Below are 25,031 nucleotides of genomic sequence, written 5' to 3'. Positions count from 1 at the left end.
TCCGACTTGATTTGTCGCCAATACTAGCAGTTCATCCTGACCACCAGCAAATCCAAGGCTTAACGCATAGGCGTTAAGAAAATGCTTGCGTCATTTAACTACGACCAATACAGTCGTAGTTATCCGGTGCGGGCAACAACACCCTGCGTCCGGCAAACAACAGCCCTTTTTTCTCGGAGCAGAACATGAAACAGCACATCCTGATCATCGGCGCCGGCTTCGGCGGTATGTGGAGCGCCCTCAGCGCCAGCCGCCTGCTGGACCAGCACGGGCGCAACGATGTCACTGTCAGCGTGCTCGCACCGCAAGCCGAACTGCGCATCCGCCCGCGCTTCTACGAAACCGCTGTGCAGCAGTTGAAAGCGCCGCTGGCCGAGCTGTTTGCCGCGGTGGGGGTGAACTTCATCCAGGGCGCTGTGGACCAGATCGATGTGGCCGAAAAGCGCGTCGGCTACCGCGACGGCCAGGGCCGCCCGCAGGTGCTGGGCTACGATCGGTTGGTCATGGCCAGCGGTAGCGGTGTGGTCCGCCCAGCGCTGGCCGGGCTTGAGCAGTACGCCTTCGACGTCGACCAGATCGAATCGGCCAGCCGCCTGGAGCAGCACATCGAAGCCCTGGCCCTGCGGCCTGCATCAAAGGCGCGCAATACCGTGGTAGTGGCCGGCGGCGGCTTCACCGGCATCGAGACCGCCACCGAAATGCCCGCCCGCCTGCGTGCGGTGCTCGGCGAAGATGCCCAGGTGCAGGTGATCATCGTCGATCGCGGCAACAAGATCGGCGCTGCCCTGGGCGAAGGCATCAGCCCGGCAATCATCGAAGCCTGCACGGCGCTGGGGGTGGAGTGGCGCCTGAATGCCTCGGTGGCTGGCGTCGATGCCGATGGCGTGACCCTCGCCGATGGCCAGCGCATCGAGGCCGCCACCGTGGTCTGGACCGTCGGCGTGCGCGCCAGCGCCCTCACCGCACAAGTCCCGGGGCAACGCGATGGCCATGGCCGCCTGCATGTCGATGACAACCTCAAGGTCATTGGCCAAGAGCATGTATTCGCCACCGGTGACGTCGCCTACGCCGCCACCGACGACCTGGGCAACCACGCCTTGATGACCTGCCAGCACGCCATCGCCCTGGGCCGCCACTCGGGCAACAACGTCGCCGCCGACCTGCTTGGCGTCGAGCCGACGCCATACCGCCAGCCCAAGTACGTCACCTGCCTGGACCTGGGGGCCTGGGGCGCGGTGTACACCGAGGGCTGGGAGCGTGAGGTGAAGCTGATCAAGGACGAAGCCAAAGCCCTCAAGCAGCAGATCAACTCGGTGTGGATCTACCCGCCGGCGGCCGATCGGGCGGTTGCTCTGGCGGCGGCCGATCCGCTGATTCCGGTTGTGGCCTGAACGGCTCAGGCGTGTGACAGCAACGGGAACATCAGCCGGGCGTCTTCGATGAATTGGCCGGCCTGGCCGAGCACGAACAGGCTGTCATCCGACACCAGCGGCTGCGCCTCGAAGCCGCTGCTATCCAGCGGCGCAAACCCCAGCACCACCCGGGTGGTCTGGGGTGTGCTCAGTTCTGCAATCAGTGCCTGCAGGTCGAGCGCACGCCTTGCGAACACCTCATAGAGCGTCATCACCCCGTCGACGATTTCCATCACCACATAGGCCTGCAGCGCTGGCGAGTAGTGAACGCAGTCTTTGAAAAACGACGTGCAATAGAACATCGTCTGGTCAGGGTTGCTGCGCATCGCCAGGCGTGCAACGGGCACGGCACTGTCAACCGCGCTGATGAAGCGCTGGCGCTCGAGCAGGTCGTCCATGTCGACCCGGTTGAAGCTGCAAGGCCTGTCCGCTGGGGTTAGCGCCGCGCTGTATTCATGTTCGAGCACCCGCGCAAAACCGAATTTCGGGTAGTAATCCAGCACCGTGTCGTTGGCAAACAGGTAGATCAGTTCGCACTGGCCCTGCCATCTGTCCAGCACCCGCTCCAGCAACACGCGGCTCAGGCCCTGGCCGCGATACTCCGGTGCGACCATCACCGTGCCCAACTGGATGCCACGCCTGGCTTCGCCGAGCACATCAAACTGCATCAGGTTGACCGAGATGTTGGCCACGATGCGCCCGTCATGGGCCAACGCCCACGGCTGGTAGCCTTCGCCCCAATAGCCGTCCTGGTACCACTGTTCGAAATCAAATTCGAAGGTCTGGTGGGTCAAGGCGTTGAAGCTGGCGCGCAGCCGGGTATCGTCCTTGAAGTTTTCCAGCAGGCTGAACTGCTGGCCTGCGATCGACAGGTCCATGCGCATTTCTCTTGGTTTTTGTCTGGCCGCCACCCTATTACTGCGGCCACGAACAATCTGTAGGTAAATTTTAAAGCGGGCCGGACGCGGGTGATTGCACCTTGCCTCTCCGCACAGGTAAGATTGAGAACGATTCACACTCACACCTTCGGGAACGCCAACCGGTGCCAACCTCTTCCACCCGCAAGCTGGGCTTTTTTTTCAGCGACCATCACCGGTGGCTCCTGCAGCATATCCATAAGCGCCTGCGCAACCGCGCCGACGCCGAAGACACCGCCGCCGAGACCTTCTGCCAGATGCTCGCCGCCCAGGTCGACCCGGCCAGCATCCAGCAGCCGCGCGCCTACCTGTCGACCATCGCCCGCCGGCTGATCTTCGACCGCCATCGTCGGCGCCAGCTGGAGCTGGCCTACCTGGAACGCTTGTCGGCGCTGCCCGAGCCCCTGGCGCCCTCCCCCGAAGAGCAACTGCTGCTGATCGAGGCGCTGGTGAGCATCGACCAGGTGCTCGACGGCCTGCCGATGATCGTCAAGGCCACCTTCCTCTACAGCCAGCTCGACGGCATGAGCTACGTCGATATCGCGCGCAAGCTCGACATCTCCGAGCGCACGGTCAGCCGCTACATGAAGCAGGCCCTGAGCCAGTGCTACCTCAGCGAGCTGGCGCCATGAGCCAGCGCCGCCTCGAGCCCAGCGCCGAAGCCGCTATCGACTGGATGGTGCGCCTGAGTTCGGGCAACACCGACGCCCAGGTGCACAGCGAGTTCAGCCAGTGGCTGGGCAGCGACCCGGCCCACGCCCAGGCCTGGGCGCGCTTGCAGGAGCGTCTGGGTGGCGCCTGCCAGACCGTGCGCAACTTCGAGCGGCGTGCCCCAGGCCAGGCCGGTGAGGCGCGCCAATTGCTGCTGCAAACCAACGGCTCGCGGCGCGAGCTGCTGCGTGCCTTCGTCGGTATCGGTGTGCTCGGCGGCGGCCTGTGGCTGGGCGCGCGCAGCGAGGTCGGCCAAGAGCTGCTGGCCGATTTGCGCACCGCCAAGGGCGAGCGCCGCGACTTTACCCTCGCCGATGGCAGCCGCCTGAGCCTGAATGCCGGCAGCGCCGTCGACTTGCAGTTCGATGGCCAGCAGCGCTTGGTAATATTGCGCCGTGGCGAGCTGATCATCCAGGTCGCCGCCGACCCGCTACGGCCGTTACGGGTGCGCAGCGCTCAGGGCGAAATGCGCGCCCTGGGCACGCGCTTTCTGGTCAGCCAGCAAGCCCAGGCCACGCGCCTGGTGGTGCTTGAGCACTCAGTGCGCGCGCGGCTGTTCAACGGCAGCGAGCTGGACGTGCAGGAAGGCCAGGCCGCGCTGCTCGGTGGCGAACGCATCGAAGCCCTGGGCAACGGCGAGCGCCAGCGCGCCGACTGGCTCAGTGGGCGCCTGAACGTGCTGGATGACTCCCTCGAGTCGGTGGTCGAGGCGCTGCGCCCTTACTACCGCGGCTTTGTCCGGGTCGAACCCGAGGTGCGCGGGCTGCGCGTGCAAGGGGTGTTCCCGCTGGACGAACCGCAACGGGCCTTCGCCGCACTGGCTGAAACCCTGCCGCTCACGGTCGATCACTACAGCCCGTGGCTGACGTTGATTGGGGCGAAAACCCCGGCGCAAAAATAATTTATGCAAATCACTCGTATTTGTGTCCGGTTTTCATTTCTCATTGCACCTATCTCCTGACACGCCAACATAATCAGGAGAATTCCGTGCTCAACCCTTGGTCCCACGCCCTTCCTGTCGCCGTGGCCCTGGCCACGCTGGCCAGCGCCGCCCAGGCCCAGGAACAGGCCCTGAGCTTCAACCTGCCCGCCGCCGCCCTGGCCAGCACCGTCAATGCCATCGCCAGCCAGAGCGGGCGCATCGTGTCCCTGGACCCGGCGCTGGTACAAGGCAAGCAGGCACCGGCGATCGTCGGCCGGATGAGCGCCGTGCAGGCCATGCAAAAGGCCCTGGCCGGCAGCGGCCTGCAGTTGCTGGTCACCGAACAGGGCAACTTCAGCGTGCTGCCGAGCATCGACGCCGGCAACGCCCTGGAGCTGGGTGCGACCAATATCAACGGTATCGGCAGCGGTCTGGACCCAGCCACCACCGAGGGCACCGGCTCCTATGCGGCGCGGGCCACGACCATTGGCAAGGGCAGCCATACCCTGCGGGAAATCCCTCAGTCGGTCACGGTCATGACCCGCCAGCAGATGGACGACCAGAACATCGTCGACCTCAAGGACGCGGTCAACCAGACCACCGGCCTGGTCGGCCTGCAAGGCGTGGGCCCGGGCCTGATCATTACCTCGCGCGGTTTTCAGATCGACGACTGGCAATACGACGGCGTGGCGATCCCGCGCAACAACTATTCGCTGGGCAACTGGGCGACCCAGGACCTGATCTTCTTCGACCGCATGGAAGTGCTGCGCGGCTCCTCCGGCCTGTTGCAAGGCACCGGCAGCCCGGGCGGCGCCGTCAACCTGGTGCGCAAGCGCGGCCAGGCTGCGCCCACCGTGACCGTCACCGGCAAGGCCGGCAGCTGGGACCACTACGGCCTGCAACTGGACGCCGGCGGCCCGTTGAACGATGCCGGCACCGTGCGCGGGCGCTTCGTTGCCGACGAGGACCAGAGCGATTCGTTCGTCGACTACGAATGGAGCAAGACCCACTCGCTGTACGGCGCGCTGGACTTTGACCTGAACGAGGCCACCACCCTGGGCCTGGCGATCAGCCAGTCCAATGCCGAGTCGCGGCCGATGCTGCGCGGCCTGCCGCGCTATGTCGATGGCAGCGGTCTGGATGTATCGCGCTCGACCTTCACCGGCTCGCGCTGGAACCACCTGGAGATCGACGTCACCACCCTGTACGCCGACCTCGAGCACCGCTTCAACGACGACTGGAAATTCCACGTTGGCGCCATTCGCATGAGCGAGACCAACAAGTCGACCCACCAGCGGGTACAAAGCACCGGCGACGGCATCAACCTTGACGGCAGCGGCCTCACCTATGCCGACTGGATCACCGATTTCGACTCCACCAAGATCGGTGTCGACATGAACCTGGTGGGCAAGTTCGACGCCTTCAACTTCGAGCAGGAACTGACCCTGGGCGGCAACTACTCGAAACTGACCACCGATGACCGCTTTGCCCGCGCCTTCAATCCCACCAGCGACAGCATCTTCGGTATCGACCATCATCGCCCGGAAATCAGCACCGAAAGCCTGCTGGCACAACGCACCGGGCGGGGCCTGACCGGCGCCTACGACATTCGCCAGAAAGGCCTGTATGGCGCCTGGCGGGTCAAGCTGGCAGAGCCGTTGACCCTGGTACTCGGTTCGCGGGTCAGCTGGTTCGACTACCGCTATGATGCGAGCGACTACTTTGGCGGCACCGGTGTCGTCTCTGTCAACCCGACCAGCACCATGACCGAAAGCGGCGAGGTTACCCCGTACGCCGGCATCATCTACGACCTGAGCCGCGAATGGTCGCTGTATGCCAGCTACACCGACGTCTTCGTACCCCAGACCGAACGTGCAGTCGGCGGCGCGGCGCTCAAGCCGATCATTGGCAGCAACTATGAAATGGGCATCAAGGGCGAACTGCTCGATGGCCGCGTCAACACCTCGCTGGCGGTGTTCCGCTACGACCAGGAAAACCGCGCGATCACCGACGTTGCCTCAGGCTTTGCCTGCGATGACTGGTATTGCTCCACCGCCGCCGGCAAGGTGCGCAGCCAGGGTATCGAAGCCGAAGTCAGCGGCGAAGTGCTCAGCGGCCTGCAGCTGTTTGCCGGCTACACCTACAACACCACCACCTACCTCGACGACCCGGACAACAAGGGCAAGGTGTTCAGCACCTGGACGCCCAAGCACATGTTGCGCATGTGGGGTAACTACCAGCTGCCGGGTGACTGGAGCAAGGCCAGCGCCGGTCTGGGCTTTACCGCGCAAACCCATACGCTGGGCTACGAGCACACCTACGACGTGCCCGGCTACGCCGTGTGGAACGCGCGTCTGGCGTACCAGCTGACGCCGGAAGTGGGCCTGGCGCTGAACGCCAACAACCTGTTCGACAAGCACTACTACATCGCTGCCTACAACCAGCTCAACGGCAACAACAACTTCGGCGACCCGCGCAACTTCACCTTCAGCGTGAAGTACACGCCGCAGTTCTAGGTTGTCAGTGCTGGCCCTATCGCGGGTCAAGCCCGCTCCTACAGGTTTGAGGTGATCTGTGTGGGAGCGGGCATCAATCAGGCAACAGCGCTACAACGGCCACTGCGCCAGCGGCCAGTACTGCCCCTTGCGCGATTCGAACAAGCTGAAGTGCCGCGCGTGCAGGATAAATTCTGCCGGCACCAGCGCTTCGGGCTCACTGCCACGGTAGTCGCGGGCCAGTGTCAGGTGCGGGCGGTAGTCCCGTGGGTCCTCGGTAAAACCCAGCGCCAGCATCGCCTGCTGCAGGGCATACGCCAGCTGGCGCAACGCCGCCGGCGTCTGGCTGGGCACCAGCACCAGCGCCTTGGCCGGGCGCCACACCTGCAAACGGTCGAGCACCACTGTCAGGGGTTCGCCGGCCACCTTCACGCCCGCTGCGCCGGCCAGAATCGCCGGTAACTGCGCAGTGCCCGCCGCACCGACGAACATCAACGTCAGGTGAAAGTTCGCCGACGGCACCGGTCGTGCGCTTTTCAGTTCCAGCTCGCTGCGCCAGCGGGCAATCGCCCGGCGCTGTTGCGGTGCGCAATCGAGGGCAAAAAACAGCCGCTTGAACGGCTCACCGGTATCGCCATTGCCTGGGTCCATGCCTCGTCATCCTGTGCGTTTTGGGACTGTTGAGACTCTACCGCCAGTTACGCCATGGCGGCGAGGACTGGAATTCTCACGAACTTATCTGCGCTAGCCACCCGCTGAATCGTTCACGCAAACACTTGCACCTAGCACTATGGTCGGACACATAACCGGTAACAATTACTACAAACCGTGATCACGATTGTTTATGCTGGCCGGCTTATGCCATGGCGCATCGCCACATCGACAAGTATCCGCCCATGAAAATCTTCTTCGTTTTACTGTTTGTTTTCTCGATTGCCTACGTTCATTTCAGAGGCAAAGTCAGGCACAAAGTCACCCGCCAGCTGGGTGATCACTCAAGCTTCCTGGCCCCGGTCAACGTCTTTCTGTACCTGTTCTCCAAGCTGCCGGCCAAACCGTACCTGCCGGTCGAGTCGTTCCCCGAGCTCAAGCCGTTGCAGGACAACTGGCAGGAAATTCGCGCCGAAGCCCAGCAACTGCTGCACGTCGGCGAAATCAAGAGTTCGCAGAACTACGACGACGTCGGCTTCAACTCGTTCTTCAAAAGCGGCTGGAAGCGCTTTTACCTGAAGTGGTACGGCGAGAGCCACCCTTCGGCAATGAAGCTGTGCCCGCGCACCACCGAGCTGCTGCAGGGCATCGGCACGGTCAAGGCGGCGATGTTCGCCACCCTGCCGCCGGGCTCCAAGCTGGTGCGCCACCGCGACCCCTATGCCGGCTCGTACCGCTACCACCTGGGCCTGGATACACCCAATGACGACGGCTGCTACATCTGCGTCGACGGCCAGAACTACGCCTGGCGCGATGGTGAAGGGGTGATTTTCGACGAGACCTACATCCACTACGCCTCGAACCAGACCGAGCACAACCGCATCATCCTCTTCTGTGACGTCGAGCGCCCGCTCAAGTACCGCTGGGCCACGGCGTTCAACCGCTGGTTCAGCAAGAACGTGATGGCAGCTGCGGCGGCGCCGAACGATGCCGGCGACAAAACCGGCGGCATCAACCGCCTGTTCACCCGCATCTACAAGATCCGCGAACGCGGCAAGGCCCTGAAAAAACGCAACCGCACCCGCTACTACCTGGAGAAATGGGCAGTGGTGGCGGCCTTGGTGCTGGTGTTCATCTACATCTGATTCAGACCGCTGTCGCTGGCAAGCCAGCTCCTTGTAGGAGCGGGCTTGCCCCGCGATGGCACCCCTGCCAAAGTCCTGCCTTTCCCCGACCATCGACCAACGGCGCCCCGCCGGCAAAAAAACTAGCTTCACTGTTCTAGTTGCCAACCACACCAAGGTGAAGACAATGAGCATGATGGACTGGGATGCCTACCGTAAGCAGTTGATGGCCGGCATCGGCGATCTCAAGCAACTCTCTCCCGACACGGTCAACGGCTACATGACCGCCAGCGGCGCCGGGGCCAAGACCAACCACCTGGATGCCAAGACCCGCGAGCTGATCTCGCTGGCCGTGGCGGTCACCACCCGCTGCGACGGCTGCATCGCCGTGCATTCGGCCCAGGCGGTCAAGCACGGCGCGAGCCGCGAGGAAATCGCCGAAGCCCTGGGCGTGGCCGTGGCCATGAACGCCGGGGCGGCGCTGGTGTACTCGGCGCGGGCACTGGATGCCGTGGGCAAGGCCGGGCAGTAAGGCCGACCCTGAGTGCGCGGCCTGCGCCGCGCCTCACCCACTTCCTGGCGTTTTCGCATAAGCTAGCGGGCGAACCGTTTCCAGGACACCCCATGATCCACATCCGCCCCATGACCGCCGCTGACTTCGAGCTCTTCTGGCCGACCTTCCAGGCCATTGTCAGCGCCCGCGAAACCTACGCCTTCGACCCGGCCATGAGCCAGGAGCAAGCCCGCCAGCTGTGGCTCGACGCACCGCTGCAGACCCTGGTGGCCGAAGAAGATGGCGTGCTGCTCGGTTCCTACTTTCTCAAGGCCAATGCCGCCGGCCCCGGCAACCATGTCAGCAATTGCGGCTACATGGTCTGCGACGCCGCCCGTGGCCGCGGCGTGGCGCGCTTGATGTGCGAACACTCGCAGCGCCTGGCGCGGCAACTGGGTTTCCTGGCCATGCAGTTCAACTCGGTGGTGTCCAGCAACGAGGTGGCGGTGGCCTTGTGGCAGAAGCTCGGCTTTGCCATCGTCGGGCGCTTGCCCAACGCCTACCGGCATGCGCGCCTGGGGCTGGTGGACAGCCTGGTGATGTACAAGTGGCTTGAGGAGCCGAAGCAGCCCATGCTGATCGGGCGCAAGAACATCGAGGCGGTGGTGTCGCGCAAGCGCGGGCGTTGAATCGATAGTGGCGATACTCTGGCGAACTGATCTGCTCATTTGCCCAAGCCGTTGACTGCAAAGGTTTTCGGTGTTCAGATGCGCGCCAGTTTCAGGTGTCCTGCGCCGCCGTGCGCAGGGTGAAACGGGAAGCCGGTGCGTCATGCAAATGACTAGTCCGGCGCTGCCCCCGCAACGGTAAGCGAGCGAAGCCTTCGAAACACCACTGTGCCTTGGCATGGGAAGGTGAAGGCCTTCATGACCCTCGCAAGCCCGGAGACCGGCCTGAAGCTTCTGTTTGGCAACCCCGCGGTGGGCGGGCGCAGGCCGGTTGGCGTCCGCCTGCGCGTGCGCCATGCCTCCATGCGTTGTTCCCTCCGGGATTCATTCTTCCTGTTGACTGTGGAACGACATGTCCCGTACTTCCAAGCTTCACACCCTGGCGGCCAATGCCCTGGCCCCCTGCCTGGCCTTCTCTGCGCCAGCTTTCGCCGATGACCCCAGCCCCTCTGCCCTGGCCCTGCCCTCGACGGCCATCACCAGCAGCAGCGACAACCAATCCGTCAGCCTGGCCACCCCGCTGCCCGCCGGCTCGCGCCTGAACCTCAGCGCCATGGACACCCCGGCCAGCACCAGCAGCCTGGGCAGCGAAGCCATCGACGGGCGCAACAACCTCACCGTGCAGGATGCCGTGACCCGCTCGCCGGGCATCACCTCGGTGGCCACCCCGGGCAACGGCAACACGGCGCTGTCGGCCCGTGGCTTCAGTGGCCACGGTTCGGTGATGACCCTGTTCGACGGCGCGCGGATGTACACCGGCGCCGGCACCCAGAGCTTTCCGGTCGACCCGTGGATGATCGAGCGCATCGACGTGATCCGCGGCCCGGCCTCGGTGCTGTACGGCGAAGGCGCCACGGGTGCGGTGATCAACGTGATCCCGAAAAAACCCTTTGCCGGCGAGATCCGCAACCACCTGCGCCTGGGCTACGGCTCGTACGACCGCCAGCAACTGGGCCTGGACAGCGGCGGTTCGCTGAGCGAGCGGCTGAGCTACCGGATGACCCTCAACCGCCAGCAAAGCAACGGCTGGATCGACCGTGGCGACTCGAAGAACCTGGCCATGAGCGCCGCCCTGCGCTTCGATGCCAGCGACGACCTGAGCTTCACCCTGGCCCACGAGCGCGGCGACGCCGAACCGATGAACTACTTCGGCACGCCGCTGATCGACGGCCACTACCGCGACAGCCTGAGCAAGAAGAACTACAACCTCAAGGATTCGGCCCAGCACTACCACGACGAGTGGACGCGCTTTAACACCGACTGGAGCATCAGCGACTCGATCAGCGCCAACAACCAGCTGTACTACCTCAAAAGCCGCCGGCACTGGCGCAACGCCGAGGACTACAGCTGGAACAGCGGCGTTGGCCAGCTTGAGCGCGGCAGCTACCTGGAGATCAAGCACGACCAGGAACAGCTCGGCGATCGCCAGAGCTTCACTTTCGACCACTCGCTGTTTGGCCTGGCCAGCAAGACCGTGGTCGGCGCCGAGTACAACCGCATTCGTTTCGGCATCGACAGCAACTCACCGTACAACGACATCGGCGGCGATTTCATCGACCCGTGGCAGCCGGCGCCGGGCTACTTCCACAGCGCCAGCCCGACCCGCGCGCAAACCGACAGCACCACCCGCACCTTCGCCGTGTTCGCCGAGAACCGCACCCAGTTGTCGGAGCGCTGGTCGCTGGTCACCGGCATTCGTCGCGACCAGAACCACATTGACCGCAACAACCTGGTCAACGACACCCGCAGCGACCGCAGCCTCAATGGTGGTAACTGGCGCGCCGGCCTGGTGTTCGCGGTGAATGAGCAACTGAGCCTGTACGGCCAGTACTCCACCAGCGAGGATGGCGTCAGCGACCTGGTGACCCTGAGCCCGACCCAGCAGCAGTTCGACCTGACCGAAGCCAAGCAGACCGAGTTCGGCCTCAAGCAGCTGTTCTGGGATGGCCGAGGCGAGTGGACCCTGGCGGCCTATCACATCGTCAAGAAGAAGCTGCTGGTCGACAACCCCGACACCCACCAGAAAGAACAGGCCGGCCAGCAGACCTCCGATGGCCTGGAAGCGACCCTGGAACTGGCCCTGGCCAACCAGTGGCATGTTTCGGCCAACGCCTCGGTGGTACGCGCCAAATACGACGACTTCGACCAGGTAGTGAACGGCCAGAGCGTTTCCCGCGCCGGCAACCGCCCAAGCAACGTGCCACGGCGCACCGCCAACCTGTGGGTCAGCAAGGGCTTTGGCGACGACGTCGATGCCGGCCTGGGCCTGCGTTATGTCGATGAGCGCTATGCCAACACCGCCAACTCCCAGAGCGTGCCGGGCTTTACCGTGGTCGATGCCAACCTGGGCTGGCAGGTGCTGCCGGATGTGCGCCTGGGCTTGCAGTTGAATAACCTGCTGGACCGGCGTTATGCGGCCACCGCGCATAGCGGCGAGCAGTGGTTGATGGGGCAGCCGCGGTCGTATTTTGCGACGCTGGACTACACGTTCTGAAGTGAACCGGGGCTGCTGTGCAGCCCATCGCCGGCAAGGCCGGCTCCCACAATGGGCCTGTGTACACCGGACCTGTGGGAGCTGGCCTTGCCAGCGATGAGGCAGGCCCTGTCAACCTAGCTCAGGCAAGCTATAGCGCTCGGCAAAGTACTGGCGAAAAAACTCCACCGCCACCCGCACCTTGGCCGAGCTGGCCAAGGGCGAGGTGTACACCGCCCAGATGTCCGCCGGCTGGTGATACTCCGCCAGCACCTGCACCAGGCGCCCGTCGGCCAGGCTGTCGTGCACATCCCACCACGAGCGCAGCAAAATCCCGCGGCCATCCAGGCACCACTGGTGCGCCACTTCGCCGTGATTGCTCGACAGGCTGCCGGTCACCCGCACGCTCTCCTCGCCATTGGGCCCTTGCAGCTGCCAGACACCAAACGGGTGGTCGCGCTCTTTGATTACCAGGCAATCATGGCTGGCCAGCTCGGCCAGCACCCCGGGCGTGCCGCGCCGGGCCAGGTAGGCCGGCGAGGCACAGAGCACCCGGCGGTTTCGGGCCAGCGGCTTGGCAATCAGGTTGGGGGCGATGGCATTGCCGACGCGGATGTCCAGGTCGACGCCCTCTTCGATCAGGTCCACCAGGCGGTCATGCACGTCCAGGCGTACATCCAGGCGCGGGTAGCGCTCGGCCAGTTCCGACAGCGCCGGGGCGACGAAACGCCGGCCCAGGCCCAGGCTGCTGGCAATCCGCAGCTGGCCCACCGGCTCGCGGTGCTGGGCGCTGATGTCGTCGCCCATGCGCTGCACCGCATCGAAAATCTGCTGCGCCCACTGGTACACCCGCTCGCCCTCCTCGCTCACTGTCACCCGCCGGGTGGTGCGGTGCAGCAGGCGCACTTCAAGGGTTTGCTCAAGCACGCGGATGCGCTTGCTGATGAACGCGGCCGACATGCCGAGCTCTTCGGCCACCGCCGCGAAGCTGGCACGCTTGGCCACCTGAAGGAAGATATTGAGGTCGTCGAGGCTGGGAAGATTATTCACGATGCGTGCACTAAGAATCCATGAATCACGAGATTATCTCTGAATCCTGCCCTTATAGCATGAGCGCACCTGTTCCCTAGACAACGAGTGCGCCCCTCATGAGCAAGACTTTCAGAATCGCCGCAATTCCCGGTGACGGCATCGGCAACGAAGTCCTCCCCGAAGGCATCCGCGTGGTCGAAGCCGCCGCGCGCAAGCATGGCCTGGACATCAGCTTCGAGTTCTTCGAATGGGCCAGCTGCGACTACTACCTGGCCCACGGCAAGATGATGCCGGACGACTGGTTCGAGCAGCTCAAGGATTTCGACGCCCTGTATTTCGGTGCAGTGGGCTGGCCCGACAAAGTCCCGGACCACATCTCGCTGTGGGGCTCGCTGCTGAAGTTTCGCCGCGACTTCGACCAGTACGTGAACATCCGCCCGGTGCGCCTGTTCCCTGGCGTGCCCTGCCCGCTGGCTGGCCGTGAGCCGGGCGATATCGATTTCGTGGTGATCCGCGAGAACACCGAAGGCGAATACTCGTCCCTGGGCGGGCGCATGTTCGAAGGCACTGACAACGAGTTCGTGCTGCAGGAGTCGGTGTTCACCCGCCGTGGTGTCGACCGTATCCTCAAGTACGCCTTCGAGGTGGCACAAACCCGCGAGCGCAAGCACGTGACCTCGGCGACCAAGTCCAACGGCATGGCCGTGAGCATGCCCTACTGGGACGAGCGCACCGCAGCCATGGCTGCCAATTATCCGGACATCACCTGGGACAAGCAGCACATTGATATCCTCTGCGCCCGCTTCGTGCTGCAGCCGGATCGCTTCGACGTGGTGGTGGCCTCGAACCTGTTCGGCGACATCCTCTCCGACCTCGGCCCGGCCTGCGCCGGCACCATCGGCATCGCGCCATCGGCCAACCTCAACCCCGAGCGCAAATTCCCGTCGCTGTTCGAGCCGGTGCACGGTTCGGCCCCGGACATCTACGGCAAGAACATCGCCAACCCGATCGCGATGATCTGGTCGGGCGCGCTGATGCTCGAGTTCCTTGGCAACGACGGCGCCAACCCGCGCTACCGCGCCGCCCACGACGACATCCTCAAGGCCATCGAGCAGGTCATTGCCGCCGGCGACACCACCCGCGACATGGGCGGGCAGAAGTCGACCCAGCAAGTCGGCGAAGCCATCAGCGCGCTGATCGAAGGTTGAGGACCAGGGGCCGATTGTCAGAATTGTCTGACAAAACGGCCCCTTGGCTCTTGCGGGTGAAGCGGATTATCTGCAGAATCTGTTAACCAAAAGATTCACGTTAACCATTAGTTAACATAGAAGCAGGGAGTGCTGCCGCAACACCCCCGGATTGCCTGCCGGGTATAGCTAAGAACGCCAACGTCCAGGAGACGATGATGTCGCACAAAAATAAAAAGATAGATGTGTTCCTGATTACCGTGAGTTTGATTGCCGTGCTGCTCACTGTCATCGGCCTTGCAGCCTTCCCGGGCGAAGCCGAGCACGCGGCCAACCAGTTGTTCGAACTGTCGACCCGGACCTTCGGCACCAGTGTTCAGGTGCTGGTGTTCGGCAGCTCGCTGGCGGTGCTGTACCTGGCCTTCAGCAAGTACGGCAACATCCGTCTGGGCAGTGGCAAACCCGAGTACGCCACCGCCACCTGGGTGTTCATGTTCATCTGCGCCGGCATGGGTTCCTCGACCCTGTACTGGGGCGTGATGGAATGGGCCTACTACTACCAGACCCCGGGCCTGAACATCGCCGCCGCTACCCCCAAGGCGCTCGAGTACAGCATCAGCTACTCGTTCTTCCACTGGGGCGTCAGCGCCTGGTCGATCTATGCCCTGGCCTCGCTGGCCATGGCCTATCACTTTCATGTACGCAAGAAGAGCGGCCTGAACCTGGCCTCGATCGTTGAAGCGGTGACCGGCTTCAAGGCCACCGGCCCGGTCGGGCGCAGCGTCGACCTGATCTTTTTGCTGACCATGATGGGCGCGCTGACCGTGTCGCTGGCGCTCACTGCCTCGACCCTGACCCGCGGCCTGCATGACCTGGCTGGCACCCCGGACACCTTCACCGTGCAACTGCTGGTGATCGGTGCGGTGGCGGTGATGTTCTCGCTCAGCTCCTACATCGGTATCGATGGCGGCCTGCAGCGCCTGAGCAAGATGGTCTGTATCGGCGCCCTGGTGTTTGCCCTGGTGGTGCTGCTGGTCGGCCCGACCCAGTTCACCATCAACAACACCGCCAACTCGATTGGCCTGATGATCCAGAACTACGTGCACATGAGCCTGTTCACCGACCCGGCCGGCGATGGTGCCTTTACCCGCAACTGGACGGTGTTCTACTGGCTCTGGTGGGTGTCCTACGCGCCGGGCGTGGCCATGTTCGTGACCCGCGTATCGCGCGGCCGGCAGATCAAGGAAGTGGTCATGGCCCTGCTGCTCGGTGGCAGCTTCGGTTGCTGGTTCTTCTTCGGCGCGCTGGAAAGCTACAGCATGCACCAGTTCATCACCGGCGCCGTCGACGTACCGAAGATGCTCAGCGAACAAGGCGGCGAATCGGCGGTCACCCACCTGCTGCTGGCCTTGCCGTGGGGCCAGGTGTTCCTCGGCGTGTACCTGTTCATCATGGCGATCTTCTGCGCCTCGCACATGGACGCCGCCGCCTATGCCGTGGCCGCCACCAGCACCCGCAACCTGCGCGAAGGCGACGACCCGACGCCGACCCACCGCCTGTTCTGGTGCGTGGTGCTGACCCTGGTGCCGCTGGCCATGCTGTTCGCCAAGGCCTCGTTGTCGACCATGAAAACCGCCGTGGTGCTCACCGCCATCCCGTTCATGGTGATCCTGCTGGTGAAGATCTACGGCTTCTTCAAATGGATGATCGAAGACTACGGCCAGGTCCCGGCCTACCGCATCGAGGAAGAAGCGGCGCGCATGGCCGGTGAAGAACCGGCGCAAAAAGCCCCGCGCAGCGCCGCCGCAGTGCACTGATCACACACCTGTGGGAGCGGGCCCGCTCCCACAACAGCAGTAAATTTTTTTGCCTGATTTGTTAACTGATAGATACGCGTTAACCAATAACTAAAAACCGTGCTTGTGAGACCCCGATCATGAATGACTTCAAACGCCTGCCCGCCGATTTTTGCGCCAACGCCGAAGAGGCGTTCACCATCCCTGCGAGCTTCTACACCCAGGCCGCGGTGTTCGAGCACGAGAAAGAAAACATCTTCGCCCGCAGCTGGATCTGCGTCGGCCACCGCAGTGAAGTGGCCGAGAACAACGCCTACATCACCCGTGAAGTGATCGGCGAAAGCATCATCGTCGTGCGCGGTCGCGACAGCATCCTGCGCGCCTTCTACAACGTCTGCCCGCACCGTGGCCACCAGTTGCTCAGCGGCAGCGGCAAGGCCAAGAACGTCATCACCTGCCCGTACCACGCCTGGACCTTCAAGCTCGACGGCGACCTGGCCCACGCCCGCAACTGCGACAACGTGGTCAACTTCGACAAAGAGAACTCGACCCTGGTGCAGCTACGCGTCGAAGAATACGCAGGCTTCATCTTCATCAACATGGACATGCAAGCGGGTTCGGTCGAAGACCAGTTGCCCGGCCTGCAAGCGCGCATGCGTGAAGCCTGCGGCGTGATCGACGACCTGCACCTGGCCGCGCGCTTTGTCAGCGACACCCCGGCCAACTGGAAGTCGATCGTCGACAACTACCTCGAGTGCTACCACTGCGCCCCCGCCCACCCAGGCTTCTCCGATTCGGTCGACGTCGGCCAGTACAGCCACAGTATGCATGGCAACTGGACCCTGCAGTACGGCCTGGCGAAACCTTCGGAGCAGTCGTTCAAGTTCGACGAAAGCGTCAAGGACCCCTCCTTCGCAGGTTTCTGGGCCTGGCCGTGCACCATGTTCAACGTACCGCCGGGAGCCAACTTCATGACCGTGATCTACGAGTTTCCGGTCGATGCCGAAACCACCCTGCAGCACTACGACATCTATTTCCTCAACAAGGACATCAGCGAAGAGCAGCAAAAGCTCATCGACTGGTACCGCGAAGTGTTCCGCCCCGAAGACCTGCGCCTGGTCGAGAGCGTGCAGAAAGGCCTCAAGTCGCGCGGTTACCGTGGCCAGGGCCGGATCATGGCCGACCGCGAGCGCAGCGGCATGAGCGAGCACGGCATTGCTCACTTCCACAACCTGATCGCCGTCGCCCACCTCAACGACTGATACCGCCCGCCGCAGGCCTGACCGCCTGCGGCGCGCTTCGGAGTGCCTTGCGTGAAACTCAATGACAACAAGCTGTTCCGCCAGCAGGCCTACATTGCCGGGCGCTGGTGCGACGCCGATGACCGGCGCAGCCTGCCAGTAACCGACCCGGCCACCGGCGAGCTGCTCGGCAGCGTGCCGCTGATGGCCGGCAACGAAGCGCTGCGCGCCATCGAAGCCGCCGAGGCGGCCCTGGCCGACTGGCGCGGGCGCACCGCCAAGGAACGCGCCCAGGTGCTGCGTCGCTGGTTCGAACTGCTGCTCGAGCACGAACAGGACCTCGCCCGGCTGATGACCTTCGAACAGGGCAAGCCGCTGCACGAAGCCCTGGGTGAAATCCGCTACGCCGCCTCCTTCGTCGAATGGTTCGCCGAAGAAGGCAAGCGCGTCTATGGCGACGTGATCCCCAGCCCGTCCAACGACAAACGCCTGCTGGTGATCAAGCAAGGCATCGGCGTGTGCACCGCCATCACCCCGTGGAACTTCCCGGCGGCGATGATCACCCGCAAGGTCGCCCCGGCCCTGGCCGCTGGCTGCACCATGGTGGTCAAGCCGGCCAACGAAACACCGTTCTGCGCCCTGGCCCTGGCCGAGCTTGCCGAGCGCGCCGGGGTGCCGGCCGGGGTGTTCAGCGTGGTCACCGGCGATGCCCCGGCGATTGGCGCGCAGTTCACCGGCCACCCGAGCGTGCGCAAGCTGAGCTTTACCGGCTCGACGCCTATCGGCCGCCTGCTGATGGGCCAGTGCGCCGAGACCATCAAGAAAGTCAGCCTGGAACTGGGCGGCAACGCGCCGTTCATTGTCTTCGCCGATGCCGACATCGACGCGGCGGTCGAAGGCGCCATCGTCGCCAAGTACCGCAACGCCGGGCAGACCTGCGTGTGCGTCAACCGCTTCTACGTGCACGACAGTGTGTATGAGCAGTTTGCCCAGCGCTTCGTCGAACGCGTACGCGCCCTGGAAGTCGGCCATGGCAGCGCCGCCGGCAGCCAGATCGGCCCGCTGATCAGCGACAAGGCGGTGGCCAAGGTGCGCAGCCTGATCGACGACGCGCTCGGCAAAGGCGCCGAGCTGGTGCTCGGCGGCAAGGCCCATGCCCTGGGCGGCAACTTCTTCGAACCCACCGTGCTGGCCAATATTGGCCCGGGCATGGAGCTGCTCGAAGAAGAAATCTTCGGCCCGGTGGCGGCGCTGGTGCGCTTTAGCAGCGACGAGCAGGTCATTGCCCTGGCCAACGCCACCCAGTACGGCCTCGCCGCCTACTTCTACAGCCGCGATATCGCCCGGGTGTTCAAGGTCGCCGAGCAGCTGGAGTACGGCATGGTCGGGGTCAACACCGGGCTGATCTCCAACGAGGTCGCGCCGTTCGGTGGCATCAAGCAATCGGGCCTGGGCCGTGAAGGCTCCAAGTACGGCATCGAGGATTATCTGGAAATCAAATACCTGTGCCTGGCGGTCTGAGCACAGGTTCCGACACGCGGCAGGGCCTGCCGCGTGCTGTTGCAGTCGAGGTGAAACATGGCCAACAAGTATGAAATGTTCAGCGTGCAGGTAACCGAAGTCGAACAGGCAACGCCGCTGATCAAGCGCTTCACCCTGGCCCGCGAAGACGGCGCGCCGATGCCCGCCTTCACCGGCGGCAGCCATGTCATCGTGCAGATGCAGGGCGCCGATGGCAGCCAGTTCAGCAACGCCTATTCGCTGATGAGCGATCCGCGCGACACCCGCAGCTACCAGATCGGCGTGCGCCTTGAAGAGCAGTCCAAGGGCGGTTCGGCGTTCATGCACCAGCAGGTGCAGGTTGGCAGCCGCCTGACCATCTCCTCGCCGAACAACCTGTTCGCCCTCGACCCCAGCGCCGGGCGCCATGTGCTGATTGCCGGCGGCATCGGTATCACGCCGTTCCTGGCCCAGTTGCACGAGCTGGAAGGTGGCGCCACTGATTACGAGCTGCACTACGCCTTCCGCGCCCCGGAGCACGGTGCGTTCCAGCAGCAACTGGAAAGCGGCCCGCATGCCGGCAACACCCGTTTCTACATCGACAGCCTCGAGCGCAAGCTCGACCTCGCCGCGCTGTGCGCCGGCCTGGCTGACGATGCCCACCTGTATGTGTGCGGGCCCAAGCCGCTGATCGATGCAGTGATCGCCACCGCCGCCAAGGCCGGCATCGGCGAGCAGCGCGTGCACTGGGAGCAGTTTGCCGCCGCCCCGGTCACCGGCGCCGCCTTCACCGTGGTGCTGGCCCGTTCCGGCACCGAGCTGCAGGTCGAGGAAGGCATGACCATCCTCCAGGCCATCGAGAAGTCCAAGGCCGCCAAGGTCGAATGCCTGTGCCGCGAAGGCGTGTGCGGCACCTGCGAGACGGCGATCCTTGAAGGCGAGGCCGAGCACTTTGACCAATACCTGAGCGATGACGAAAAAGCCGCGCAGCAGAGCATGATGCTCTGTGTCTCGCGGGCCCGCTCGGCACGCTTGGTGCTGGATCTGTAGGCATCAAGCTTCAAGCCTCAAGCCTCAAGCTGCAAGACAGGTACGCTCAGGCTCCTCTTGCAGCTCGAAGCTTGAAGCTTGAAGCTGCCCCACAGGTATACTGGCAGGCTCTTGGCCCCCGATCAGGACACCCTGCCGATGATGGAAAACAGTTTCGCCTTTCGCCTCAAGGAACTGCTCGAGCATCACAAGCTGACGTTGCAAGCCGTCGGCACGGCCCTGGGGATCTCGCGCACGGCGGTACACAAATGGACCCGTGGCGGCGAAATCGACTACGACAACCTGCGCAAGCTGGCCGATTTTCTCAAGGTTAACTGGATCTGGCTGCGCTACGGCGAAGAAGCCCTGCAGAACATCCAGCAGCCGCAGGTGGTCGAGCTGCCGATGACCGACCTGCGCCGGCGCTACACCGCCCAGATCATGGAAAGCGAAACGCGCATGAAGCTGGCCCAGGAAGGTGCGCGCATCGTCACCTGGGAATGGAACCTGATCAGCGACGAAGTTACCTACTCGCCCAACGTCGAGCAGGTCTATGGCTGGCCGGTGCATCGCAACGAAGACTTCTGGGCCCACCTGCCGGCCGAAGACGTCGAGCACATGCAGGCCATGTACGCCCAGGCGGTGGCCGACGGCAGTGGCTGCGAATGCGATTTTCGCATCACCCGCCCCGACGGCGAGGTGCGCTGGATTGCTTCCCGGGCCACGGTGCTGCGCGACAGTGCCGGGCGTTCGGTGAAGATGGTCGGCATCAGCATGGACAACACCGAGCGCAAGGTCGCCGAAGAAGAACTGCGCAACAGTGAAGAGCGCTTCCGGGCGATCTTTGAACTGGCCTGGGGCGCCCTCGCCTACATCGACCCCGACGGCAGCTGGCAGCGGGTCAACAACAGCCTCTGCGAGCTGCTCGGCTACCGCGCCGAAGAACTCTACGGCATGACCTTCCAGCAGATCACCCACCCCGATGACCTGGCCGCCAACCTGCAGTTGCTGCAGGCCATGCTCGCGGGCCAGAGCGAGCGCTACGAGGTGGAAAAACGCGTGCGCCGCAAAAACGGCGAGTACCTCTGGGTGCGCGCGCGCACCTCGCTGCAGCGCCGCCGGGATGGTGCGCCGGAGCACCTGATCAGCGTGTTCGAGGACATCAGCGCCGAGCGCTGCGAGCACGAGCGCCTGCAGGCGCATATCGCCGGGCTCGAAGCACGGCTGACAGAAAAACCCTAAGCCCACTCATCGCTTATCGGGAGCGCCAAGGATGCTGCCAGGTTCCACCTCCACTTCTGCCCGGGTCGCGCGCCTGCGCGGCAGGGTCGGCTTGTATTTTGTCGCCGCGCTGTCGGTGCTGGCCGGCATGACCGACGCCATCGGCTTCATCGCCACCGGCGATTTCGTCTCGTTCATGAGCGGCAACACCACGCGCCTGGCGGTATCGCTGGGTGCCGGTGAGCTGGCGCCGATCCTGCGCATTGGCGCGGTGCTGCTGGCCTTTGTCGTCGGCAATGCCCTGGGCGTGGTGATCGCGCGCCTGAGCGGCCGCCGCCCGTGCCCGCTGCTGCTGATCATCGCCGCGCTGCTGGGGTTGGCGGCGTTGCTGCCGAGCACCCTGCAACTGCCGGCACTGGTCTCGGCCGTCACCGCCATGGGCATGATCAACGCGGTGGTTGAAGAGGTGAACGGCCTGCCGATCGGCCTCACCTATGTCACCGGCGCGCTCTCGCGCTTTGGCCGGGGCCTGGGCCGGGCGCTGCTGGGCGAGCGCCGGCAAGGCTGGCGGGTGCAGTTGATTCCGTGGACCGGGATGTTCGTCGGCGCCGTGCTCGGGGTGCTGCTGGAGCAGGCCTTCGATCTGGCCGCACTGCTGTTCAGCGCCCTGCTGGCCGCCGCGCTGGGCGTGATCTCGCTGAAGATCCCGCGGCGCTGGCAGCTCAGGTACATGCCGCGCTAGGCCGCTTTACAGGCAGGTGGCCAGGGCCGCCATGCGCCGCAGGGCGACGTTGTCGTTGTGCTTGGCGTAGTAACTGACCGCAGTGCTGGCGCCCTGGGCCTTGATGTCGGCAAAGGACTCCGCCTCACGGGTGTAGACGGTGAAGCCGCCTTGCTTGCCAGGCTCGAGGTAGCCGCTGGCATCGACCCCGAAGACGTCCTCGTCCTGCCAGCCGAACTGGATGCACTGGGCAACCACATCCGCCGCCTTGGTCGAGGTGAAGGCCTTGGTCGGCGCCTGGCCGCGCGCCGCCTCCATGGCCGAAGACGCACACCCGGCCAACAACGCTGCAGCGACCATCGCCATTACTACCCGCATGACTCATCCTCGTCAGAAAAAAGACGTGACTGTAGCATTGCCCGGGCGTCAAAGAGACAACCCGCGTGCATAAAGCCGCGGTTTCATCTGCCAAGGAAGCGCACCATCAGAACCCTCGCCTGCCTGCTGCTCAGCAGCACCCTCGCCCTCTCTGCCTGCGGCTCGATCATGGGCCGGGGCTCGGGCTACTACTCCGAGCGCCCCTCCGATGGCGCCTTCATGGGCAGCCGCTCGAATGTGGCGATGCTGTTCGCCCCGACCTACCTGCAGTACTGCTGGCCAACCCTGGTCTGCCCGGCGGCCTTTATCGTCTCGCTGCCGGTGGACGTGACCCTGGACGTGGTGCTGCTGCCCTACGACATCGCCCGGCGTTGAGGCCGGGCAAATTCACAGGGTGGCGACAATAAAGGTGCGCTTGAACGGGAACAGCGTGCGGCCGTCGTCCTCCTGCGGGTAATGCGCGTGCAACAGCTTCAGGTACTTGTCGAGAAAGGCCTGGCGTTCGACCTCGTCCAGGGCAGTGAGCACCGGGCGCAGGGCCGAGACCTTGACCCAGTCGAAGATCGGCGAATTGCCCTCGACCACCTGCAGGTGCTCGGTCTCCCAGATGTCCAGCTCGCGAGTCAGCGGCGCCAGCAAGCGATAGTAGCTGTCCAGCGTCAGCACATTGCGCGCGGCCATGAACTTGCGCAGCTCCAGAGTCCCTAACGGCCGGCCACTGGGCCCGGGCTCGCTGAGGGCGCGCAGCATCAACTGGTACCAGGGCGCATCGCGCCAGTTGGGCATGTGCGCCGCCAGGCAGCCGCCCGCCTGCAACTGCCCGAGCAAGCGCGGCAACAGGCTTTCGTGGTCTTCGATAAAGTGCAGCACGGCGGCGGCAAACAGCAGGTTGGCCGGTTTTTGCGCCTGCCACTGGCTGACATCGACATGCAGCCAGTTGACGCTGATCGGCAGTGCCAGCGCCTCCTGGAGCATCTCGACCGAACAGTCGACGCCGAACAGCTCGGCCCGTGGCCAGCGCTCGGCGAGCAGGCGCGTGGCGATGCCGGTGCCGCAGCCCAGGTCATAGATGCATTCGGGTGAGTCCAGGTGCAGGTGGTCGAGCAATTCCAGCACCGGGCGTTCGCGCAGGTGGGCAAACTGCAGGTAGCTTTTGGGGTCCCAGGCACTGTTGGCGCCGGGTGCGGTGGTGCGTTTACGCGGTTCGAGCATGACGGTGGTCCTCTAGCTCCGTGCGATCAATCCTGTCGTCCAATGACATTCAATACTCTGAGTACCAGGGCAAGCCCTCGACGGGTGTGCGGGTCTCGTAGCAGCAACAGCAGGCCATACAGGCTGGGGGTGGGTTGGTTGCGGGTTTGCGCCGAGGCCATGCGCAAGGCATTGCCCAGGTTCCAGCTCAGGGCCGTGGCCTCCTCGAACAGCCCCGAGAGTTTCTCGACCATGGCCGCATCGAGCAGGTCGACAAGGTCGGCGCTCAGTGACAGCAGGTCGACGACGTTGTCCAGGCGGCCGCTGTCGAGCAGCGGCTGGAGTTTGCGCAGCAGGGCGTCCAGGCCCGGGTTGGCGCTCACTACGGCGGGTGAATCGATAGCATCCATGACACTCGGCTCCTCCCGTTATCGGGTCAAAGCATTCCACGGGCTACGGCCCAGTACAGGCCGCGGTTGAATCCATTGCGCAGCAGGCTGCCAAGCTTGGTCGGCGGCGTCGGCAGCACGTCGTGAAGGTAGTCGTAGCACAGCGGCATGCCCATCCCCAGGCCCATCTGCGCCGCAGCCTGGACCTTGCCGTCGTACACCGCGCAGGTGCTGCCCAGGCGGATTTCGCCGGCGATGTTGTTGGCGATTACCGGTGCCTGGTTATGGCAGGCGCCGCCGGCCTTGCTGATCGGCAGGTCGACGCTGTCGCCGATCACATACACGCCGTCCAGGCCATAGACCTGCAGGGTTTCGTGGTTGGTCGGCAGCCAGCCTTCGTTGTTCGGCGCGCGCGAGGCGCCGCTGTGCAACACGGCATCCACCGCGCGGATTGGCGGCGTGGCCATGAGAATGTCGAACGGCTGCGCGTCGCCCTCTTCGGAGTAGGCAATGCGCTGTGCGGGATCGACCTTGCTGAGGGTGAAGCCGCGCTGGAAGCGGATGTTCTTCTGCTCGAAAATGCCCGGCAGGATCTCGCCGGTGGGCCGCTGCAAGAACAGGCAATTGCGCAGCAGCTGCGCGGTGCTCGGGTAGGTGTAGATGATCTCGACCTTGTCGCGCACCCCGCGCTGGCGCAGGTAGTCGTCGAGCATCAGGGTGGTTTCCACCGGAGCGATGCCGCATTGGTGCGGCACGTTGGGGGTTTGCGGAAACGACACGGTGATGAAAATCCGCCCCTTCTCGATGCTCGCCAGGCGCCGCGCCAGTTGCCGCGCCGGCTCGTACTGGTAGAAGTGGTCACCGGCCTCCTGCAGGCCCTCGATACGCTCCGGGGCGGGCACGCAGCCGGTGGCGATCACCAGAAAGTCATAGCCGTAGCGCTTGCCTGAGCGGGTGTGCAGGGTCTGCCTGGCGAAATCGAAGTGGGTGACTTCCTGCACCTGGAAGTCGATTTCCGGGCGCAGCAACGAGCGCTGCGGGCGCTTGAGCTCGTTCTCGAAGAACTGGTTGAAGGCCACGTACATGAACGCGGGCTTGTAGTAATGGTCGGGGGAATTGGACAGCAGGGTCACGCGCACCTGCTCACTGAGCACTTCCGGGTAGAGCTTGCTTACCAGTTGATTGGCCAGCATCGTACCGCCGACGCCGCCACCCACAATGACAATATGCCTGGCCATTGAGTCGCATCCCTGCTGTGGATCCAATCCACATGGTTAAAGCACCGGCGACAATAAGCAAATACTCCTTGGCTATAAGTGTTAATCCATTGGCGCAAGAATTGTGAGCGCATCAGGGGGTTGCTGCCAATCCAGGCCGTGCGTTAAAGCGCCAGGAATGCGACCATCGCCCCACCTCGCAA

23 protein-coding genes and 1 riboswitch are annotated in these 25,031 nt (G+C 64.1%); of the genes, 16 read left to right on the top strand and 7 right to left on the bottom strand.

Going from position 1 to position 25,031, the window contains the following annotated elements:
- The first annotated feature begins 185 nt into the window (after window positions 1–185).
- Window positions 186–1,391: an NAD(P)/FAD-dependent oxidoreductase gene (locus tag LOY34_RS10500; protein WP_195883703.1), complete on the top strand. Its 1,206-nt coding sequence runs from the start codon at window positions 186–188 to the stop codon at window positions 1,389–1,391.
- 5 nt (window positions 1,392–1,396) lie between these two features.
- Here the strand turns inward: LOY34_RS10500 and LOY34_RS10495 are convergent, their stop codons facing one another.
- Entirely contained in the window at window positions 1,397–2,290 is an 894-nt protein-coding gene (locus tag LOY34_RS10495) for a GNAT family N-acetyltransferase (protein WP_195883702.1), read from the bottom strand.
- A 164-nt stretch (window positions 2,291–2,454) separates the two neighbouring features.
- Between LOY34_RS10495 and LOY34_RS10490 the strand changes: the two genes are divergently transcribed.
- The 3 genes from LOY34_RS10490 (at window position 2,455) to LOY34_RS10480 (ending at window position 6,478) form a co-directional block, all read left to right on the top strand.
- The gene (locus LOY34_RS10490) at window positions 2,455–2,961 is read left to right on the top strand and encodes a sigma-70 family RNA polymerase sigma factor (RefSeq protein WP_045201262.1); all 507 of its coding nucleotides are present in this window, start codon (window positions 2,455–2,457) and stop codon (window positions 2,959–2,961) included.
- Window positions 2,958–3,941 (top strand): FecR domain-containing protein, encoded by a 984-nt coding sequence (locus LOY34_RS10485; RefSeq protein WP_045201261.1) that lies wholly within the window; start codon window positions 2,958–2,960, stop codon window positions 3,939–3,941. Before LOY34_RS10490 ends, LOY34_RS10485 begins: the two co-directional genes overlap by 4 nt.
- An 86-nt stretch (window positions 3,942–4,027) precedes the next feature.
- Window positions 4,028–6,478 (top strand): TonB-dependent receptor, encoded by a 2,451-nt coding sequence (locus LOY34_RS10480; protein WP_195883701.1) that lies wholly within the window; start codon window positions 4,028–4,030, stop codon window positions 6,476–6,478.
- Window positions 6,479–6,568: 90 nt separating this feature from the next.
- Here LOY34_RS10480 and thpR read toward each other — a convergent pair whose 3' ends face one another.
- Window positions 6,569–7,108, bottom strand: a complete 540-nt coding sequence (gene thpR / locus LOY34_RS10475) for an RNA 2',3'-cyclic phosphodiesterase (protein ID WP_195883700.1) — start codon at window positions 7,106–7,108, stop codon at window positions 6,569–6,571.
- Between the two features lie 245 nt (window positions 7,109–7,353).
- Between thpR and lpxO the strand changes: the two genes are divergently transcribed.
- From lpxO to LOY34_RS10455, 4 genes are all read left to right on the top strand, one after another.
- Entirely contained in the window at window positions 7,354–8,253 is a 900-nt protein-coding gene (gene lpxO / locus LOY34_RS10470; RefSeq protein WP_045201333.1) for a lipid A hydroxylase LpxO, read from the top strand.
- Between the two features lie 166 nt (window positions 8,254–8,419).
- A complete protein-coding gene (locus LOY34_RS10465) occupies window positions 8,420–8,764 on the top strand; it encodes a carboxymuconolactone decarboxylase family protein (protein ID WP_045201258.1) in 345 nt (114 codons plus the stop codon).
- Between the two features lie 92 nt (window positions 8,765–8,856).
- Window positions 8,857–9,414, top strand: a complete 558-nt coding sequence (locus LOY34_RS10460; RefSeq protein WP_045201257.1) for a GNAT family N-acetyltransferase — start codon at window positions 8,857–8,859, stop codon at window positions 9,412–9,414.
- Between the two features lie 76 nt (window positions 9,415–9,490).
- Window positions 9,491–9,697: riboswitch (cobalamin riboswitch) on the top strand.
- 108 nt (window positions 9,698–9,805) lie between these two features.
- Window positions 9,806–11,947: a TonB-dependent siderophore receptor gene (locus LOY34_RS10455; RefSeq protein ID WP_195883699.1), complete on the top strand. Its 2,142-nt coding sequence runs from the start codon at window positions 9,806–9,808 to the stop codon at window positions 11,945–11,947.
- Window positions 11,948–12,058: 111 nt separating this feature from the next.
- On the opposite strand, the gene LOY34_RS10450 is transcribed toward LOY34_RS10455, so the two are convergent.
- Window positions 12,059–12,976 carry a LysR substrate-binding domain-containing protein gene (locus LOY34_RS10450; protein ID WP_195883698.1) on the bottom strand — a complete coding sequence of 306 codons (918 nt, stop codon included), beginning with the start codon at window positions 12,974–12,976 and terminating at the stop codon, window positions 12,059–12,061.
- A 98-nt stretch (window positions 12,977–13,074) separates the two neighbouring features.
- Between LOY34_RS10450 and LOY34_RS10445 the strand changes: the two genes are divergently transcribed.
- The 7 genes from LOY34_RS10445 to LOY34_RS10415 all read left to right on the top strand — a co-directional run bounded on the left by LOY34_RS10445 (window position 13,075) and on the right by LOY34_RS10415 (window position 21,674).
- Entirely contained in the window at window positions 13,075–14,166 is a 1,092-nt protein-coding gene (locus LOY34_RS10445) for a tartrate dehydrogenase (protein WP_258664729.1), read from the top strand.
- Between the two features lie 197 nt (window positions 14,167–14,363).
- Entirely contained in the window at window positions 14,364–15,962 is a 1,599-nt protein-coding gene (locus LOY34_RS10440) for a BCCT family transporter (protein WP_052676557.1), read from the top strand.
- Window positions 15,963–16,081: 119 nt separating this feature from the next.
- Window positions 16,082–17,203 carry an aromatic ring-hydroxylating dioxygenase subunit alpha gene (locus tag LOY34_RS10435; protein ID WP_045201252.1) on the top strand — a complete coding sequence of 374 codons (1,122 nt, stop codon included), beginning with the start codon at window positions 16,082–16,084 and terminating at the stop codon, window positions 17,201–17,203.
- A 51-nt stretch (window positions 17,204–17,254) separates the two neighbouring features.
- On the top strand, window positions 17,255–18,703 hold the full coding sequence (locus LOY34_RS10430) for an NAD-dependent succinate-semialdehyde dehydrogenase (RefSeq protein WP_195883697.1): 1,449 nt from the start codon (window positions 17,255–17,257) through the stop codon (window positions 18,701–18,703).
- A 57-nt stretch (window positions 18,704–18,760) separates the two neighbouring features.
- Window positions 18,761–19,732 carry a PDR/VanB family oxidoreductase gene (locus LOY34_RS10425; protein ID WP_093384445.1) on the top strand — a complete coding sequence of 324 codons (972 nt, stop codon included), beginning with the start codon at window positions 18,761–18,763 and terminating at the stop codon, window positions 19,730–19,732.
- 138 nt (window positions 19,733–19,870) lie between these two features.
- Entirely contained in the window at window positions 19,871–20,953 is a 1,083-nt protein-coding gene (locus LOY34_RS10420; RefSeq protein WP_093384448.1) for a helix-turn-helix transcriptional regulator, read from the top strand.
- Between the two features lie 31 nt (window positions 20,954–20,984).
- On the top strand, window positions 20,985–21,674 hold the full coding sequence (locus LOY34_RS10415) for a YoaK family protein (RefSeq protein ID WP_195883696.1): 690 nt from the start codon (window positions 20,985–20,987) through the stop codon (window positions 21,672–21,674).
- Window positions 21,675–21,680: 6 nt separating this feature from the next.
- Here LOY34_RS10415 and LOY34_RS10410 read toward each other — a convergent pair whose 3' ends face one another.
- A complete protein-coding gene (locus tag LOY34_RS10410) occupies window positions 21,681–22,031 on the bottom strand; it encodes a DUF2322 family protein (RefSeq protein ID WP_045201247.1) in 351 nt (116 codons plus the stop codon).
- Window positions 22,032–22,199: 168 nt separating this feature from the next.
- On the opposite strand from LOY34_RS10410, the gene LOY34_RS10405 reads away from it, so the two are divergent.
- Window positions 22,200–22,406, top strand: a complete 207-nt coding sequence (locus tag LOY34_RS10405) for a YceK/YidQ family lipoprotein (RefSeq protein ID WP_052676556.1) — start codon at window positions 22,200–22,202, stop codon at window positions 22,404–22,406.
- Between the two features lie 12 nt (window positions 22,407–22,418).
- Here LOY34_RS10405 and LOY34_RS10400 read toward each other — a convergent pair whose 3' ends face one another.
- The 3 genes from LOY34_RS10400 to LOY34_RS10390 are packed head-to-tail and all read right to left on the bottom strand — an operon-like array spanning window position 22,419 to window position 24,849.
- Window positions 22,419–23,243 carry a methyltransferase domain-containing protein gene (locus LOY34_RS10400; protein ID WP_258664723.1) on the bottom strand — a complete coding sequence of 275 codons (825 nt, stop codon included), beginning with the start codon at window positions 23,241–23,243 and terminating at the stop codon, window positions 22,419–22,421.
- 26 nt (window positions 23,244–23,269) lie between these two features.
- The gene (locus LOY34_RS10395) at window positions 23,270–23,632 is read right to left on the bottom strand and encodes a DUF1641 domain-containing protein (protein ID WP_195883694.1); all 363 of its coding nucleotides are present in this window, start codon (window positions 23,630–23,632) and stop codon (window positions 23,270–23,272) included.
- 26 nt (window positions 23,633–23,658) lie between these two features.
- Entirely contained in the window at window positions 23,659–24,849 is a 1,191-nt protein-coding gene (locus tag LOY34_RS10390) for an FAD/NAD(P)-binding oxidoreductase (RefSeq protein WP_195883693.1), read from the bottom strand.
- Window positions 24,850–25,031: the final 182 nt, after the last annotated feature.

This window comes from Pseudomonas sp. B21-009 (assembly GCF_024749345.1).
Classification (GTDB): Bacteria; Pseudomonadota; Gammaproteobacteria; order Pseudomonadales; family Pseudomonadaceae; genus Aquipseudomonas.
This window is presented reverse-complemented; position numbering and strand designations above follow the sequence as displayed.